The sequence below is a fragment of the Cognatundibacterium oligocarboniphilum genome, assembly GCF_013377855.1.
GTDB classification, from domain to species: domain Bacteria; phylum Pseudomonadota; class Gammaproteobacteria; order Burkholderiales; family Burkholderiaceae_D; genus Undibacterium; species Undibacterium oligocarboniphilum.
In genome coordinates this window covers 365,985-380,562 of sequence record NZ_JABXYJ010000003.1, presented here as the reverse complement: position 1 = coordinate 380,562, position 14,578 = coordinate 365,985, and the positions used below count along the sequence as shown (strand labels likewise).

Annotated in this window: 14 protein-coding genes; 8 read left to right on the top strand and 6 right to left on the bottom strand. The window is 54.4% G+C overall.

Translation table 11 applies throughout. The features are described 5' to 3' along the window. The first annotated feature begins 7 nt into the window (after positions 1-7). The 8 genes from HV832_RS07095 (at position 8) to HV832_RS07060 (ending at position 8,965) form a co-directional block, all read left to right on the top strand. Positions 8-1,216, top strand: coding sequence for an acyl-CoA dehydrogenase family protein (locus tag HV832_RS07095; protein ID WP_176802929.1), 1,209 nt, complete (start codon positions 8-10; stop codon positions 1,214-1,216). Positions 1,217-1,373: 157 nt separating this feature from the next. Further along, positions 1,374-2,612, top strand: a complete 1,239-nt coding sequence (argJ, locus tag HV832_RS07090) for a bifunctional glutamate N-acetyltransferase/amino-acid acetyltransferase ArgJ (protein WP_176802848.1) — start codon at positions 1,374-1,376, stop codon at positions 2,610-2,612. A gap of 8 nt (positions 2,613-2,620) precedes the next feature. Next, positions 2,621-3,499 (top strand): ATP-binding protein, encoded by an 879-nt coding sequence (locus HV832_RS07085; RefSeq protein ID WP_176802847.1) that lies wholly within the window; start codon positions 2,621-2,623, stop codon positions 3,497-3,499. Continuing rightward, on the top strand, positions 3,492-3,938 hold the full coding sequence (locus tag HV832_RS07080; RefSeq protein WP_176802846.1) for an NUDIX domain-containing protein: 447 nt from the start codon (positions 3,492-3,494) through the stop codon (positions 3,936-3,938). Before HV832_RS07085 ends, HV832_RS07080 begins: the two co-directional genes overlap by 8 nt. 401 nt (positions 3,939-4,339) lie before the next feature. Then, positions 4,340-5,542 (top strand): alanine racemase, encoded by a 1,203-nt coding sequence (gene alr, locus HV832_RS07075; protein ID WP_176802845.1) that lies wholly within the window; start codon positions 4,340-4,342, stop codon positions 5,540-5,542. After that, positions 5,539-6,831 carry a D-amino acid dehydrogenase gene (locus HV832_RS07070; protein ID WP_176802844.1) on the top strand — a complete coding sequence of 431 codons (1,293 nt, stop codon included), beginning with the start codon at positions 5,539-5,541 and terminating at the stop codon, positions 6,829-6,831. The genes alr and HV832_RS07070 overlap by 4 nt, the downstream gene beginning before the upstream one ends. Further along, the gene (locus HV832_RS07065; RefSeq protein ID WP_176802843.1) at positions 6,828-7,388 is read left to right on the top strand and encodes a hypothetical protein; all 561 of its coding nucleotides are present in this window, start codon (positions 6,828-6,830) and stop codon (positions 7,386-7,388) included. Before HV832_RS07070 ends, HV832_RS07065 begins: the two co-directional genes overlap by 4 nt. 17 nt (positions 7,389-7,405) lie before the next feature. After that, positions 7,406-8,965: a sigma-54-dependent transcriptional regulator gene (locus HV832_RS07060; protein ID WP_176802842.1), complete on the top strand. Its 1,560-nt coding sequence runs from the start codon at positions 7,406-7,408 to the stop codon at positions 8,963-8,965. Positions 8,966-8,985: 20 nt separating this feature from the next. Here the strand turns inward: HV832_RS07060 and HV832_RS07055 are convergent, their stop codons facing one another. The 6 genes from HV832_RS07055 to pilB all read right to left on the bottom strand — a co-directional run bounded on the left by HV832_RS07055 (position 8,986) and on the right by pilB (position 14,537). After that, positions 8,986-9,180 (bottom strand): DNA gyrase inhibitor YacG, encoded by a 195-nt coding sequence (locus tag HV832_RS07055; RefSeq protein ID WP_176802841.1) that lies wholly within the window; start codon positions 9,178-9,180, stop codon positions 8,986-8,988. A gap of 7 nt (positions 9,181-9,187) precedes the next feature. Beyond that, on the bottom strand, positions 9,188-9,943 hold the full coding sequence (gene zapD / locus HV832_RS07050; protein ID WP_176802840.1) for a cell division protein ZapD: 756 nt from the start codon (positions 9,941-9,943) through the stop codon (positions 9,188-9,190). Between the two features lie 126 nt (positions 9,944-10,069). After that, the gene (coaE, locus tag HV832_RS07045; RefSeq protein ID WP_176802839.1) at positions 10,070-10,693 is read right to left on the bottom strand and encodes a dephospho-CoA kinase; all 624 of its coding nucleotides are present in this window, start codon (positions 10,691-10,693) and stop codon (positions 10,070-10,072) included. Next, positions 10,693-11,559 carry a prepilin peptidase gene (locus HV832_RS07040; protein ID WP_176802838.1) on the bottom strand — a complete coding sequence of 289 codons (867 nt, stop codon included), beginning with the start codon at positions 11,557-11,559 and terminating at the stop codon, positions 10,693-10,695. Before HV832_RS07040 ends, coaE begins: the two co-directional genes overlap by 1 nt. Then, a complete protein-coding gene (locus HV832_RS07035) occupies positions 11,559-12,785 on the bottom strand; it encodes a type II secretion system F family protein (RefSeq protein WP_176802837.1) in 1,227 nt (408 codons plus the stop codon). The genes HV832_RS07040 and HV832_RS07035 overlap by 1 nt, the downstream gene beginning before the upstream one ends. A 15-nt stretch (positions 12,786-12,800) precedes the next feature. Then, positions 12,801-14,537, bottom strand: a complete 1,737-nt coding sequence (pilB, locus tag HV832_RS07030; protein ID WP_176802836.1) for a type IV-A pilus assembly ATPase PilB — start codon at positions 14,535-14,537, stop codon at positions 12,801-12,803. Positions 14,538-14,578: the final 41 nt, after the last annotated feature.

Here is a 14,578-nt window from a genome sequence, read left to right as displayed (position 1 = left end):
AGTGTCTATGGATTTAAATCTGAGTGCGGCTGATCTGGCGTTTCGTCAGGAAGTGCAGGCTTTTCTGGCGCAGGCATTGCCGGCAGATATCCGTGACAAGGTGCGGCAGGGCTGGCCTTTGCAGCGTGACGATTACCTGCGTTGGCAACGTATTCTGCATGCCCGTGGCTGGGGCGGCAGTACCTGGCCGCAGGCGTTTGGCGGCACCGGCTGGAATGCGGTGCAAAAATATCTGTTTGACGAAGCCTGTGCAGGCGCCGGTGCGCCGCGGCTGCCGCCGTTCGGTATCAAGATGGTGGCGCCGGTGCTGATGGAATTCGGATCGCCAGCGCAACAACAACGGTTTTTGCCGAAGATTCTGGCCGGCGAAGAATGGTGGTGTCAGGGCTATTCCGAGCCGGGGGCGGGTTCCGATCTGGCTGCCGTCAAGACCAGCGCGGTGCGGCAGCGGGATGCCGATGGCGACTATTATCTGGTGAATGGTCAGAAAACCTGGACCACGCTGGCACAATACGCCGACTGGATTTTTTGCCTGGTGCGTACCGACAAAGAGGTCAAGCCGCAGCGCGGAATTTCTTTTCTGCTCATTGATATGCGTACGCCGGGCGTAACGGTACGGCCGATCATTACCGCAGATGGCGCGCACGAGGTCAATGAAGTCTGGTTTGATCAGGTCCGGGTGCCGGCGCAGAATCTGGTCGGCGAGGAAAATCAGGGCTGGACTTACGCCAAGTTTCTGCTGGGGCATGAGCGCACCAATATTGCCGGCATCGGTATTGCAAAACGCGAACTGGCGCGGCTCAAGCGGCTCGCCGAAGAGCAGTACCGCAACGGTGTGTCAATGCTGGAAGATGCGCAATTTGCACAGCGGATTGCCCAGGTCGAGATTGACCTGATGGCGCTGGAAATCACCAATCTGCGCGTTCTGTCAGCCGAGGCTCAGCAGCGTGCACCGGGACCGGAAGCCTCGATTCTGAAAATCAAGGGTACGGAAATTCAGCAGAACATCACCGAGCTGATGATGCTTGCTGCCGGACCGCAGGCGCAGGCGTTCCAGCGCGAGGCAATGGACGACGCTTTTACCGGCTATGCCGCCACTTCCGGTGAACTCCGTGCGCTGGGCAGTAATTACCTGAATATGCGCAAACTGTCGATTTACGGCGGCTCCAACGAAATCCAGAAAAACATCATTGCGCAGATGATCATCGGCCTTTGATGACGCGCTGCTGCGCTCCTGCAATACTCTGCCGCTGACCTGTTTTTTCCTCCGCCGAAGGGGGCGACAGACAACCGGCAGGCGCAGTTTTTTTTGCATTGCAGCGTAATAAAATGCCCTACAATGTCGGCTTGATTTCATCGCTAGGAAAACTACCATGGCCGTTAATTCTCCCCTCCCTGTCGCTGCTGATCTGAAACCGGTTGCCGGTATCCGTCTGGGTTATGCCGAAGCAGGAATCCGCAAAGCCAACCGCAAAGACCTGCTGGTCATGGAGCTGGCGCCAACGGCCACTGTGGCAGGTGTGTTCACTACGAACCGTTTCTGTGCTGCGCCGGTGCAGGTCGCCAAGGCCCATCTGGAGGGGTTGCGTATGGCGACTGGTACGATCCGCGCGCTGGTGGTGAATACGGGTAATGCCAATGCCGGCACCGGTGACACCGGGCTGGCTGCCGCGAATGCCACCTGTGCTGCGCTGGCAGAGTTGTTGCAATGTGAAGCCGCACAGATATTGCCGTTTTCTACCGGGGTGATTCTCGAACAACTGCCGGTAGACCGGCTGGTGGCCGGATTGCCGCAGGCTATTGCGAATCTGAAAGAAGATAACTGGTTCCATGCCGCTGAAGCCATCATGACCACCGACACGCAACCGAAAGCGGCTTCTGCTACCGTACAGATTCAAGGCAAGACGGTACGGATGACCGGCATCAGCAAAGGCGCAGGTATGATTAAGCCGAATATGGCAACCATGCTGGGCTATCTGGCGCTGGATGCCAAAGTCGCGCAGCCGGTACTCGATCATCTGGTGAAGCAGGCTGCAGACCAGTCGTTTAACTGCATTACAATTGATGGCGACACGTCCACCAACGATTCTTTCATGCTGATCGCCACCGGTGCCGGCGAGGTGGAAATTACTGAGATCGACTCTCCCGAATACCGGCTGCTGGCCACTGCCGTGACCGCACTGGCACAGAAACTGGCGCATATGATCATCCGCGATGGTGAAGGTGCAACCAAGTTCATCACGATTGCAGTGGAAGAAGGACAATCTGTTGACGAGTGTCGCAAGATTGCTTATTCGATCGCGCATTCCCCGCTGGTCAAAACAGCTTTTTTTGCTTCCGATCCGAATCTGGGACGTATTCTGGCCGCAATTGGTTATGCCGGTATCGGCGATCTGGATGTCAGCAAGCTGAACCTGTATCTGGATGATGTCTGGGTGGCAAAAAACGGTGGGCGCAATCCCGATTATCAGGAGCAGGACGGTCAGCGTGTTATGCAGCAAAGCGAGATCACGATCCGGGTCAGGCTGGCGCGCGGCCATGCTGCGGCCACCGTCTGGACTTGTGACCTGTCGCATGATTACGTTTCGATCAATGCCGATTACCGTTCCTGAGCGTTGTCATGAATCAGCTTGAGCATTTCCTGACCCGTGCCGAGCAGGTGCTGACCCGCCTCGAAACCCTGCTGCCGGTGGCGCATCCCGCACCGGACTGGCTGGCGGGATATGCCTTTCGCTGGCGTAAGCGAGGCGGCAGCGGCTATCTGCAGGCTGTGCGCCATCCTTCCGTGATCACGCTGGATGACCTGCACCATATCACCGACCAGAAAGCCCAGATCGCCCAGAACACACAGCAGTTTGTGCAGGGGCGACCAGCAAACAATGTGCTGCTGACAGGTGCCCGCGGCACCGGTAAATCTTCGCTGATCAAAGCCTGCCTGCAACAATTTGCCACCCAGGGGTTGCGTCTGATCGAAGTGGATAAAGCCGACCTGGCAGACCTGCCGGATATCGTCGATCTGGTGGCTGAACGCCCTGAACGCTTTATCATTTTTTGCGACGATTTATCGTTTGAAGAAGGTGAAGCAGGCTACAAGGCATTGAAAGTCGCGCTGGATGGCAGTATCGCCGCGCAGTCAGATAATGTACTGATCTATGCGACCTCAAACCGCCGCCATCTGCTGCCGGAAAAAATGTCCGACAACAGCGGCTATACGCACGGAGACGATGGTGATTTGCACCCCGGAGAAACCGTGGAGGAAAAAATTTCCCTTTCTGAACGTTTTGGACTGTGGGTCTCGTTTTATCCATTCCGGCAGGATGATTACCTCGGTATCGTGGCGCACTGGCTGCAGACCTTTTCCTGCACGGCAGAGCAAATTGCCGGGGCGCGCCCCGAAGCGTTGCGCTGGGCGTTGCAGCGCGGCTCCCGTTCCGGGCGGGTGGCATGGCAGTTTGCACGGGATTACGCAGGCAGACTGAATGGGGCAATGCATGAGTGAGGCGGCAGTTGCGCAGCAAGGCCCGATTGATGTTGCCGTCGGTATTCTGATGAAACCCAATGGCGATGTGCTGCTTGGAGAAAGACCGTCAGGTAAGCCTTACGCCGGCTATTGGGAATTTCCTGGTGGAAAAGTGGAGCAGGGTGAGCCGATTCTGGATGCACTGAAGCGGGAATTTGTCGAGGAGCTGGGAATTCATATCCTCAGTGCCGAACCCTGGTGCGGCGTGGAACATGTGTACCCGCATGTGCATGTCCGGCTGCATTTTTACATCAGCCGTGAATGGGAAGGTGAGCCGCAAAGCATGGAGGGGCAGGCGTTTGCCTGGCAGGGCAGCGTCGGCGTCAGTCCCTTATTGCCAGCAACCATTCCCTTGCTGGAATGGCTGGGTTTATTACAGACTGAAGTCAATCTGACCATACCAGACTCAGACCTGTGAATCAAAAACGGCATAACCATGCCGTTTTTTACCGCTTTTCATCTTGTCAATCCGGCGCGTCGCGCTGTCTTTTTGGCGCAACTTTCTCTGTCATTTCGCCAATTCTCTGTTACTTTTCGTGCTGAGATTATTTTCTGCACTTTTTTTATTTTGTTGCGTATTAAAATCAATACGGTGTATTTTTTATTGTACGCCGTCATTATTTGAGTACATTTACGACTGGTGATGAAATATGGTCATCCGTTTTACGGTATCAGGTGTATTGAAAAGTATACATTCAGTACCAGGGTGTCATGCCGACACCCTGGTTAAGTCCTTGAATTATTGTGATAACGACAGATGGCACAGGCATTGCTAAGAGTGAATATCTCATTTCTCTGAAGTAATGGAGTGCAAATACGATGCAACACATAGAAGCAAGAGCTGGCGCTGTACTGCATATCGACTTGCAGGCAGTGCGCGATAACTACCGTTTGCTCCGGGGTCGGCTGGGTACCGCAGTCTGCGGTGCTGCGGTCAAGGCGGATGCTTATGGACTGGGAGCGGAGAGGATCGCTCTGGCGCTGTATGCAGAAGGGTGCCGGCATTTTTTTGTTGCGCATCTGGAAGAGGGCATTGCCTTACGTTCGCATTTGCAGCAGGCCGCCCAGATCATCGTGATGCACGGCTCCCCAGTCGGTTGCGAAGCCGATTTCCTGGCGTACCAGTGCACACCGGTATTGAACAGCCTGTCACAGATACGGGCCTGGCAACGGCTGGCGCAGCAGGAGCAGCGGGCATTGCCAGCGATCGTCCAGGTCGATACCGGTATGGCGCGCATGGGATTGTCTGCGGCTGAATTGGCACAGCTGAAACAAGTCCCCAGCCTGCTGGATGGAATTGCCGTCTCGCATGTGATGAGTCATCTGGCCTGCGCGGAAGATCAGGCCAATCCGATGAACCGCCGGCAGCTCGATCAGTTCCGTCTGTTGCGTCAGTTATTCCCAGACGCCAAGGGTAGTCTGGCAAATTCTTCCGGTATTTTCCTGGGGCCGGATTTTCATTTCGATCTGGCGCGCCCCGGCGCCGCCTTATACGGCGTGGCGCCGGTTGCCGGTCAGGCCAATCCGATGAAGGCGGTAGCGTATCTGCAGGGACGCATTATCCAGACCCGCGAAATCCCGCCCAATACCAGCGTCGGCTATGGTGCGACCTGGCGCAGCACGCGGGTCAGTCGTATTGCGACTGTGGCTGTGGGCTATGCTGATGGCTGGCTGCGCAGTCTCAGTAATTGCGGCATCGCGCATATCGCGGGGCAGGCGGCACCGATGGTGGGTAAGGTTTCCATGGACACGATCACACTGGATGTGACCGGAGTGGCTGAGGCCGATCTGTACCCCGGTGCGCTGGTTGACCTTATTTCAGCAACGAATACGGTCGATCAGATTGCTGAAAAGGCAGGCACGATTGGCTATGAAATTCTGACCAGTCTCGGTGCACGTTATCAGCGTCATTACATGAATGATACCGATGCCGCAGGTTTCCGGGCCGGACAGGCAGCAGGCAACACAAATCAAGAAGAATTCACCCCCGCATTGATGGGCAGTCAAGGAGTCTCAGTATGAAAGTCGTCATTCTCGGAGCAGGCGTCATTGGTACCGCCTCTGCATATTTTCTGGCAAAAGCCGGTCATGAAGTCACTGTGATCGAGCGCCAGCCCGCACCGGCGCTGGAGACCAGCTATGCAAATGCCGGTGAGGTCTCCCCCGGTTACTCAGCGCCCTGGGCGGGTCCCGGCGTGCCGTTAAAGGCCATTAAATGGCTGATGATGAAACACAGCCCGCTGGCAATCAACCCTACTTTTGACCTGAACACTTGGCGCTGGGTCATGCAGATGCTGATGAACTGCACTGCCGCACGCTATGAAGTGAACAAAGGCCGGATGCTGCGCATGGCGGAATACAGCCGCGATGTCTTGCAGCAATTGCGTGCGGATACCGGCATCCATTACGACGAACGGATGCAGGGCACTCTGCAACTGTTCCGCAATCAGGCGCAGCTCGATGCCGCAGAAGCCGACATCGCCATTCTGAAACGTTACGATGTGCCATACGAAAAACTGGATAAGACGGGTTGTCTGCAGGTAGAGCCGGCACTGGCGAATGTGCAGGAAAAATTCGTCGGCGCATTGCGTCTGCCGGGCGACGAGACCGGCGACTGCTTTAAATTCACCCAAAATCTGGCGAAGCTGGCAGAAGGGCTGGGGGCTCAGTTCCGCTATGGCGTCAGCATTGAGCGCCTGGTGAAAGAGGGAGACCAGATTACTTCCGTCATCACCTCTGCCGGTGAATTCAAGGCAGACAGCTATGTGCTTGCGCTGGGCAGCTACTCTCCCATCAAGCTGCGTGAATTGGGTATCCGGATTCCGGTATACCCGATCAAAGGTTATTCGATCACTGTGCCGATCGCTGATGCCAGTTGCGCGCCGGAATCGACCGTGATGGATGAAACCTACAAGGTCGCCATCACCCGCCTGGGTGATCGTATCCGGGTCGGTGGCACCGCTGAAATCACCGGCTATAACCTCGATTTGCGGCGTGACCGCCGCGATACGCTGGAATTTTCAGTCACCGACTTATTTCCGGGTGGCGGCGACGTTGCCAAAGCTGAATTCTGGACCGGCCTGCGTCCGATGACGCCGGATGGCACCCCGGTTATCGGGCCGACACCGTATCGCAATCTGTTCCTCAATACCGGACATGGTACGCTGGGCTGGACCATGGCCTGCGGTTCCGGGCAGTTCATTGCCGATATCGTTTCAGGTAAGCGTCCGGCGATTTCGACCGAGGGGTTGTATATGGATCGCTATGGCAGTGTGAATCGTCCTATTATTATTTCGAGGGGGTTGGCATGAGCCAGTTTGAACAATTACTGTCCTCCACCCAGGTGTTTGCCGACAGCAATCTGAATACCCGTTTTTATACGGCGATTGAATTACTGGCGCAGATCATGGTGGTCATGCCACGCGCAACAACGGTCGCCGGCCTGCAGCAGGCTACCGGCCAGACGCCACGCATGATCCGTTCTATCCTGTCGACCCTGAGCAAGGATGGTCTGGTCGGTCGTGACGCCAAAGAAAAAGATGCCTGGCATTGCCGTGACTGTAACGGCGTCATCACGCTGGCGGATGTGTATCGCTGTTTCGTGGAAGCCGAAGAGCGTGTCGCACTGAAAGCCGCTGCACAGGCCGCAGATAGTGCAGAAGCGGTTGATGAACCGATATCTCCCTCCCGCAGCAGCAGCCAGCAAAGCGTGGATCTGCTCATGATGCAAGTTAAAATGACCGTGAACCGCGCGGTGGTGCAGCAGCTGGAGCAGTTTGATCTGAGCCGTTTGCGCGGACTGGCAACGGCTGCCAGCTTTCGCAGCCAGCATGCACGGCCACGTGTGTATATTCCTGAACCTTACTAATATTTCTTCTTTCGTCAATGCGCATCAATATACAGTTCAGGGACCGGGTTGGTATTGCGCATGAAATTCTGGCGGTGCTCGCAAAGCGCGGCCTGAACGTGGTAGCGGTCGAAGTGGATCCGCCGCAGATTTATATTGATAGCCCGGACCTGCTCGAATACATGCTGCCGGAATTGCGGCAGGACTGTCAGCAAGTGCGCGGCGTAGGCGACATTGAGGTGATCGATGTCTTACCCGGTATGCGTCGTCGTCTGCATCTGGACACCATCATGGCGGTGATGGAGGACCCGGTACTGGCGATTGATGGCAATGGCTGTGTCGTGATTGCCAATGCTGCGGCCGCCGCTGTGGCAGGAATGACGGAGGCCGCCTTGTGCAGCCTGAGTCTGTCACAGATACTCGATGATGCCGAAATCCAGAATGAGTTGCTCCGTAACAGTTTCCGCATTCCCAGCCGGGAAGTGATTCTGAATGGCGAACCTTTTTTTATGGATGTCACACCGGTTTCTGAGCCGCTGCTGCCAGAGCCGGCTTTGCTGGCGAAGTCGCTCGGTGCCGTGCTGACATTCCATGCGCCGGCACGTATCGGCGGCCGGATTCATGCACTCCAAAACACGGCTGGCAGTGGTTTTGATCTGATCATCGGCGAATCTGAACAGATACGCTCACTCAAGAAAAAAGCGGCACGGGTCGCAGTCGTGGATGCGCCTTTACTGATCACTGGTGAAACCGGCACCGGAAAAGAGTTGCTGGCAAAAGCCTGTCACGGCGCCAGCAACCGTAGCAATGCACCGTTTCTTGAGCTGAATTGCGCCGCACTGCCGGAGAGCCTGGCAGAAAGTGAATTATTTGGTTATATGTCCGGCGCATTCACTGGTGCACAGCGCGGCGGCAAGCCGGGTTTGTTTGAGATGGCTGACGGTGGTACGGTGTTTCTGGATGAAATTGGCGAAATGTCTCTGTATCTGCAGGCAAAACTGCTGCGTTTTCTGAACGATGGTAAATTCCGGCGTATCGGCGGCGACAAGGAAGTCAGTGTCAATGTCCGCATCATCAGTGCAACCCATCGCAACTTGCGAAAAATGGTGCAGGAAGGCTTGTTTCGGGAAGACCTGTTCTACCGGCTGAATGTTCTGCACCTGGAAATGCCGGCGTTACGTGACCGTCCGGATGATATTTTGCCGCTGGCAGCGCATTTCATCGAACGCGCCTGCACCCAGTCACAGAAAGCCGTATGTCGCCTGAATGCCTCCGCCTGCGCCGCGCTGGTGTCGAACCGTTGGCCGGGCAATGTACGGCAATTGCAGAACGTGGTGTTCCGGGCGATCACCATGTCGGATCAGCGGGTGCTGGATGCGGCGGACCTGGATTGGGCTGAAGGCAGCATCAGCGCCGATGAGGTGAATCTGGATGTGGCCGAAGACTGGGATGCCTCAGTTGATCTGTTTGAGCAATCCCTGCTGGAGCGGCTCTATCCGCAATACCCTTCCAGCCGGAAGCTGGCCGCCAGGCTGAAAACTTCGCACTCCATGATTGCCGGTAAACTCAGAAAATACGGGATTCCGAAAAAACGCTAGGATAGTCGCAAGACGCTGGTTCATGCGCCCGGATTCAGTGAGCCGTCAGTATCTGGGTCTTCCGGTAAATTCACTGCCGGGATGCTGTATTTTTCTTCGGCCCATGCGCCGAGATCAATCTGTTTGCAGCGCTCCGAGCAAAATGGGCGCCAGCGACTGGCTTCAACCCATTCAACCTGCTCGTGGCAGGTCGGGCAATTTACCTTGGTAACCATGGATTCTTTAAAAATTACAGAGCGTCAGATCAAACGGGATATCGTTTTCGACCGCTTTGGGCTTCATGTCGCCCCCTTGTGACATGAAACGTATCCAGAGCATATATTTGTTGGCAGAAATTTCAGGAATCGCTCCGAGTTCCTGGACGACGCTGACTCGCAGCAACTGGTAGATTTTCCCCTGCAACATCTGCTGATAACTGCCGGCCTGGGCAACGACTTTGGCAGTGGTTCCGGATTCACGCAGCAGACGCAGTACGACATTGATGGCATCGAATAAAGGGGCAATCGGTGCAAACCAGGCCGAAATATCGGCAAACCGTTTTTCAGCAGGATTTTTTTGCCAGGCATGATAGCTGGGCAGATCAAACTCGCAGGCACCACCGGGAATAATCGTTCTGCCGCGAATGCTCATCAGCCATTCATTGTCCCGTACATTCTGTCCTGTCTTGCCGGTACAGGCAATCAGAGCGCTGCTGGCACGATCCACGTCTTCCAGTACTTTGTCCAGCATTTCTGTCTGCACATTCGGGTTGGAGCGGAAACTGATCAATGTCTGCTTTTGTCGCTCAAGTTCCTGCAACAGGTCTGATTTGAGGTCAGCACGTCCTGCTACTTCCAGCATTTCGAAAATAGTGGAAAGCGCCACATGATGCTGTAAAGGATCAGACTGATGCAGGAAAAAAATGAATTTTTCGTACAGGTCTTCCAACCGCAACAGCGTGCGAATACGCTCATTGAAAGGGTATTCGTAAACAATCAAAATAGTGTCCCTGTTTTAGATTTGTGCCAACACAAGTATCACGTGATTCTGAACCATACTGCGGGAAAATACAAATGCCGCGTGCAATTTTTTTGTCACATAAACTAATCGGACATGGCTGCGGTTTCAGTTCTGATCCGGCGGGATGCCTGCCAGTTGCAAATATTTCCGGTGCAGTTCAAAAACGTGCTGCCGGATCAGGTGCAAATCGCCGTCATTGAAGATTATGTCATCGGCAACTTCAGCCCTTTGTTGCCGGGTCGCCTGCGCGTGCATGATAGCGATGACCTGCTGCTGCGAGAGATGATTGCGCTGAATGACTCTTTGTATCTGGGTCTGTTCATCGCAGTCGATCACCAGTATCCGGTCGACCCTCTGCCGCCAGTTGCCGGACTCGGTCAGTAACGGTACAACGAAAATCAGGTAGAGACCAGGCGTCGTTTGTGCTGCCTGTTCGGTTTGCTGCCGGATCAGCGGATGCAGAATCTGTTCAAGCTGATGTCTGGCATCCGGATTGGAAAAAACATGTTCGCGCATCCGTTGCCGGTTCATGGCGCCATCGGGATTGATGAACTGCGCGCCAAATCTGCTCAAAATCGCTGGCATCGCCAGTCCTTGCGGGCAGGTCAATTCATGTGCGATCAGATCGGTATCCACAATCGCCGCGCCATACCCGGCAAACATGTTGGCGATGGTGGTCTTGCCGCTTCCGATACCGCCAGTCAGGCCGATACTGAAACGTCGTGACATCAAACTCCACCCAGATACATGGCGACCAGCTTCTTGCCAAAGAATAAGGCGATCAGACCGGCACCTGCCAGATAGGGACCGAAAGGCAGGGGTGTGTTTCTGCCCATGCGGGACAACAGGATCATGATGATCCCGACCACTGCACCGACAACGGAAGACAGCAGCAGAATTACCGGCAGCATGGCCCATCCCATCCAGGCGCCGAGTGCGGCCAGCAATTTAAAATCTCCGTAGCCCATGCCTTCCTTGCCTGTTGCGAGCTTGAAAATCCAGTAGATGCTCCAGAGTGACAGATAGCCGGCGACTGCACCAATCACGGCAGAAGACAGCGAGGTGAATGTCCCATTCAGATTGACCAGCAAACCTAACCATATCAGGGGCAAGGTCAGGTCGTCCGGCAATAGTTGCGTATCAGCATCGATCATGGTCATGGCGATCAGAAAAAAGCCCAGTACCATGGCCGACAGTCCGGCCAGGCCGCTGCCAAAATGCCAGATCATTGCTCCTGATAAGAGAGCGGTGAACAGCTCAACCAGTGGATAGCGGACTGAAATCGGGGATTTGCAGCTGGTGCACCGGCCACCGATCAGCAGGTAACTGATCACCGGTATATTCTCCAGTGCCGTGATCTGGTGGCCGCAATGCGGGCAGGCCGAGCGCGGCAGCATAAGGCTGAAGCGATCTGTGTGCGGCAGCGGCTGCCCTGATTCACTGGCGACGTAATTGTCTGATTCCCGCTGCATCATTTTCGGCAAGCGATAAATGACAACATTCAGAAAACTGCCCACCAATAATCCGAAAATAGCCCAGATCGCTGTGCTGACAGAGTTTCCGGGCAAGGTAAAGAAAATGTATTCAGACAGCATCAGACCACAGAGCCTAACTTGAAAATCGGTAAGTACATGGATACCACCAGGCCGCCAATCAGTACGCCCAGAATGACCATGATCAGCGGTTCCATCAGACTGGATAAAGACGCAACGGCTTCATCCACTTCCTCTTCATAAAAGTCAGCGACTTTACCGAGCATATTGTCGAGCGCACCGGATTCTTCGCCGATCGCTACCATCTGCGTCACCATGGTCGGAAAGACGTTCGCATTCTGCATCGCCACTGTCAGGCTGGTACCGGTACTGACTTCGGTCTGGATCTTGATCGTGGCATCAAGGTAAACCGCATTACCTGCCGCACCACCCACGGAATCCAGAGATTCTACCAGCGGCACACCGGCAGCAAACATCGTGGCCAGCGTTCTGGTCCAGCGTGCAATGGTCGCCTTGCGGATGACTGCGCCAAAGATCGGCGCTTGCAACAGCAGTCTATCCATGGTTCTTTGCATTTGCAGCGAGCGGCGCCATGCCTGGAAGAAGAAGTAAATACTGCCAAACAGACCACCAAAAATGATGTACCAGTAACTGACAAAGAAATCGGAAACGGCCATGACGAACAGGGTTGGTGCAGGGAGATCGGCGCCAAAGCTGGTAAACACCTGCTTGAAGGCTGGTACCACCCAGATCATGATGACCGCAGTCACAATAAAGGCAACCGATAAAATGGCGATCGGATAAGTCAGTGCGGACTTGATCTTCTTTTTGATCGACATGGTTTTTTCTTTGTACAGCGCCAGTCGCGTCAACAGATCTTCCAGAATACCGGCCTGCTCGCCTGCTCCGACCAGATTGCAGAACAGAGGGTCAAAATACAGCGGATACTTACGAAATGCCTGATTCAGACTGGTCCCGGTTTCAACGTCGGCACGGATATCCTGCAGCAGTTTGGAGACGGATGGATTGGCATTGCCCTTTGCCACAATATCGAAAGATTGCAGCAGCGGCACACCTGCCTTCATCATGGTCGCCAACTGACGGGTAAACAGTGTGATATCGGCATCCGTAATTTTTTTGCCGGTACTGTAGCTTTTCTTTTTCAGCTTGGTGACCAGAATTCCCTGACGGCGCAACGTGGCATTGACAATCGCTTCGCCGCCGGCGCGCAATTCTCCTTGGACGGTTTTTCCGAATTTATCCTTGCCTTCCCAGGCGTAGAGAATTTCTTTGGTTTGTTTTGCTGGCTTGACTGCATTAGTGGCCATTTAACTGCTCTCCGCTTATTCGTTAGTGCATCCCAGAACTTCTTCAAGACTGGTCAGTCCTTGCTTCACTTTTAACAGGCCGGACTGGCGGAGGTTACGGATGCCTTCGCGCTGGGCCTGGGCTTCAATTTCCATTGCACTGCCGCTGTTGAGAATAATTCTCTCAATTTCTTCCGAAATCGGCATCAGCTGATAAATACCGACACGACCTTTATAGCCATTACCGCTGCAACGCTCGCAGCCAACTGGTTCGTAGGGTTTCCAGCTGCCGTCGAGGTCTTCCTCTTTGAAACCAGCCTGCAGCAACACCTCATCCAGAATGTCCGCCGGGCGTTTGCAGGTGCAGAGCCTGCGCGCCAGCCGCTGCGCGGTGATCAGGATGACCGAGGAGGCAATGTTGAACGGCGCCACACCCATGTTCATCAGGCGTGTCAGCGTGGACGGCGCATCGTTCGTATGCAGCGTGGAAAACACCATATGACCGGTTTGCGCCGCTTTGATCGCGATATCCGCCGTTTCCAGATCGCGGATCTCACCGACCATGATCACGTCCGGATCCTGACGCAGGAAAGATTTGAGCGCAGCGGCAAACGTCAGGCCGGCTTTATCGTTGACGTTAACCTGATTGACGCCGGGTAAGTTAATCTCAGCTGGATCTTCTGCAGTCGAAATATTGATGCCGGGTTTGTTGATCACATTCAGGCAGGTATACAGGGAAACTGTTTTTCCCGAACCGGTCGGCCCTGTCACAAGTACCATGCCGTAAGGGCGTTGGATCGCGTTCATCAGGGTTTCTTTCTGATCCGGGTCATAACCCAGCGCATCAATCCCCATCTGTGCCTGAGAACCGTCCAGAATACGCATCACGATTTTTTCGCCAAACAGCGTCGGCAAAGTGCTGACACGGAAATCAATCGATTTGGTGGGGCTCAGGACCAGTTTCATCCTGCCGTCTTGCGGTACGCGCTTTTCAGAGATATCAAGTTTGGAAATAACCTTGATCCGGGATGACAGCTTATCTTTGATTGCCAGTGGTGGCTGGGCAATTTCCCGCAGCTCGCCGTCAACCCTGAAACGAATACGGTAAAATTTTTCGAAAGGTTCAAAATGCAGATCGGATGCGCCAATATTGATGGCGTCGACCAGCATTTTTTGCAGGAAACGGACTATCGGCGCATCATCGACTTCATTGGCCTGCGCATCGGCAGCGGCATTCGCTGCGAGGGTTGCATCATCGTCCTTGAAATCCAGATCAAAATCGTCCCCGGACAATTCATTCAGATTTTGTTCTGAGGTTTTACTGATTTTCTCCAGTAATTTCAGCAGCACGTCATGCTGCACCATGATCAGTTCGATGCTCAGGCTGGTCTGGAACTTGACCTGGTCAAATGCTGAATTGTTGGTGGGATCGGATACCGCCAGTGCCAGCTTGTTTCCCTTTTTTGCAATCGGTAACAGGCGCTGTGTCTGCATGAGTTTCTGGTCCACCAGCTTGTCCGGTAGCAGATTTTCATTAATGACAGTTAAATCCAGTAAGGGATAGCCGAAAGTGTCCGAACAAAAACTGGCCAGATCCCGCGCGTTCATGTGTTTGCTTTGCAGCAGCTCATCAATAAACGGCGTCTTATCCTGCTGCGTTTTTTTGACAATGGTGTCAACTTGCACCGGAGTCAGCAGATTACCTTGCAACAAGGCCCTCGCCAGGCCGGGTGTCGAAACCTGTGATGCAGAATTTGGGGGGACGGCGGACATAATGATCAGTAGGTAAAGTTTGCCAAATCAATCAGTTGCTT

Bases quoted from the DNA above. Each gene is read 5' to 3' on its own strand.
- HV832_RS07070 (WP_176802844.1), top strand. From the start codon at position 5,539: ATGAAAGTCGTCATTCTCGGAGCAGGCGTCATTGGTACCGCCTCTGCA.
- HV832_RS07095 (WP_176802929.1), top strand. From the start codon at position 8: ATGGATTTAAATCTGAGTGCGGCTGATCTGGCGTTTCGTCAGGAAGTG.
- HV832_RS07055 (WP_176802841.1), bottom strand. From the start codon at position 9,180: ATGGTTACCAAGGTAAATTGCCCGACCTGCCACGAGCAGGTTGAATGG.
- coaE (WP_176802839.1), bottom strand. From the start codon at position 10,693: ATGTCACGACGTTTCAGTATCGGCCTGACTGGCGGTATCGGAAGCGGC.
- HV832_RS07035 (WP_176802837.1), bottom strand. From the start codon at position 12,785: ATGGCCACTAATGCAGTCAAGCCAGCAAAACAAACCAAAGAAATTCTC.
- alr (WP_176802845.1), top strand. From the start codon at position 4,340: ATGCAACACATAGAAGCAAGAGCTGGCGCTGTACTGCATATCGACTTG.
- argJ (WP_176802848.1), top strand. From the start codon at position 1,374: ATGGCCGTTAATTCTCCCCTCCCTGTCGCTGCTGATCTGAAACCGGTT.
- HV832_RS07040 (WP_176802838.1), bottom strand. From the start codon at position 11,559: ATGCTGTCTGAATACATTTTCTTTACCTTGCCCGGAAACTCTGTCAGC.
- pilB (WP_176802836.1), bottom strand. From the start codon at position 14,537: ATGTCCGCCGTCCCCCCAAATTCTGCATCACAGGTTTCGACACCCGGC.
- HV832_RS07065 (WP_176802843.1), top strand. From the start codon at position 6,828: ATGAGCCAGTTTGAACAATTACTGTCCTCCACCCAGGTGTTTGCCGAC.
- HV832_RS07080 (WP_176802846.1), top strand. From the start codon at position 3,492: ATGAGTGAGGCGGCAGTTGCGCAGCAAGGCCCGATTGATGTTGCCGTC.
- HV832_RS07060 (WP_176802842.1), top strand. From the start codon at position 7,406: ATGCGCATCAATATACAGTTCAGGGACCGGGTTGGTATTGCGCATGAA.
- HV832_RS07085 (WP_176802847.1), top strand. From the start codon at position 2,621: ATGAATCAGCTTGAGCATTTCCTGACCCGTGCCGAGCAGGTGCTGACC.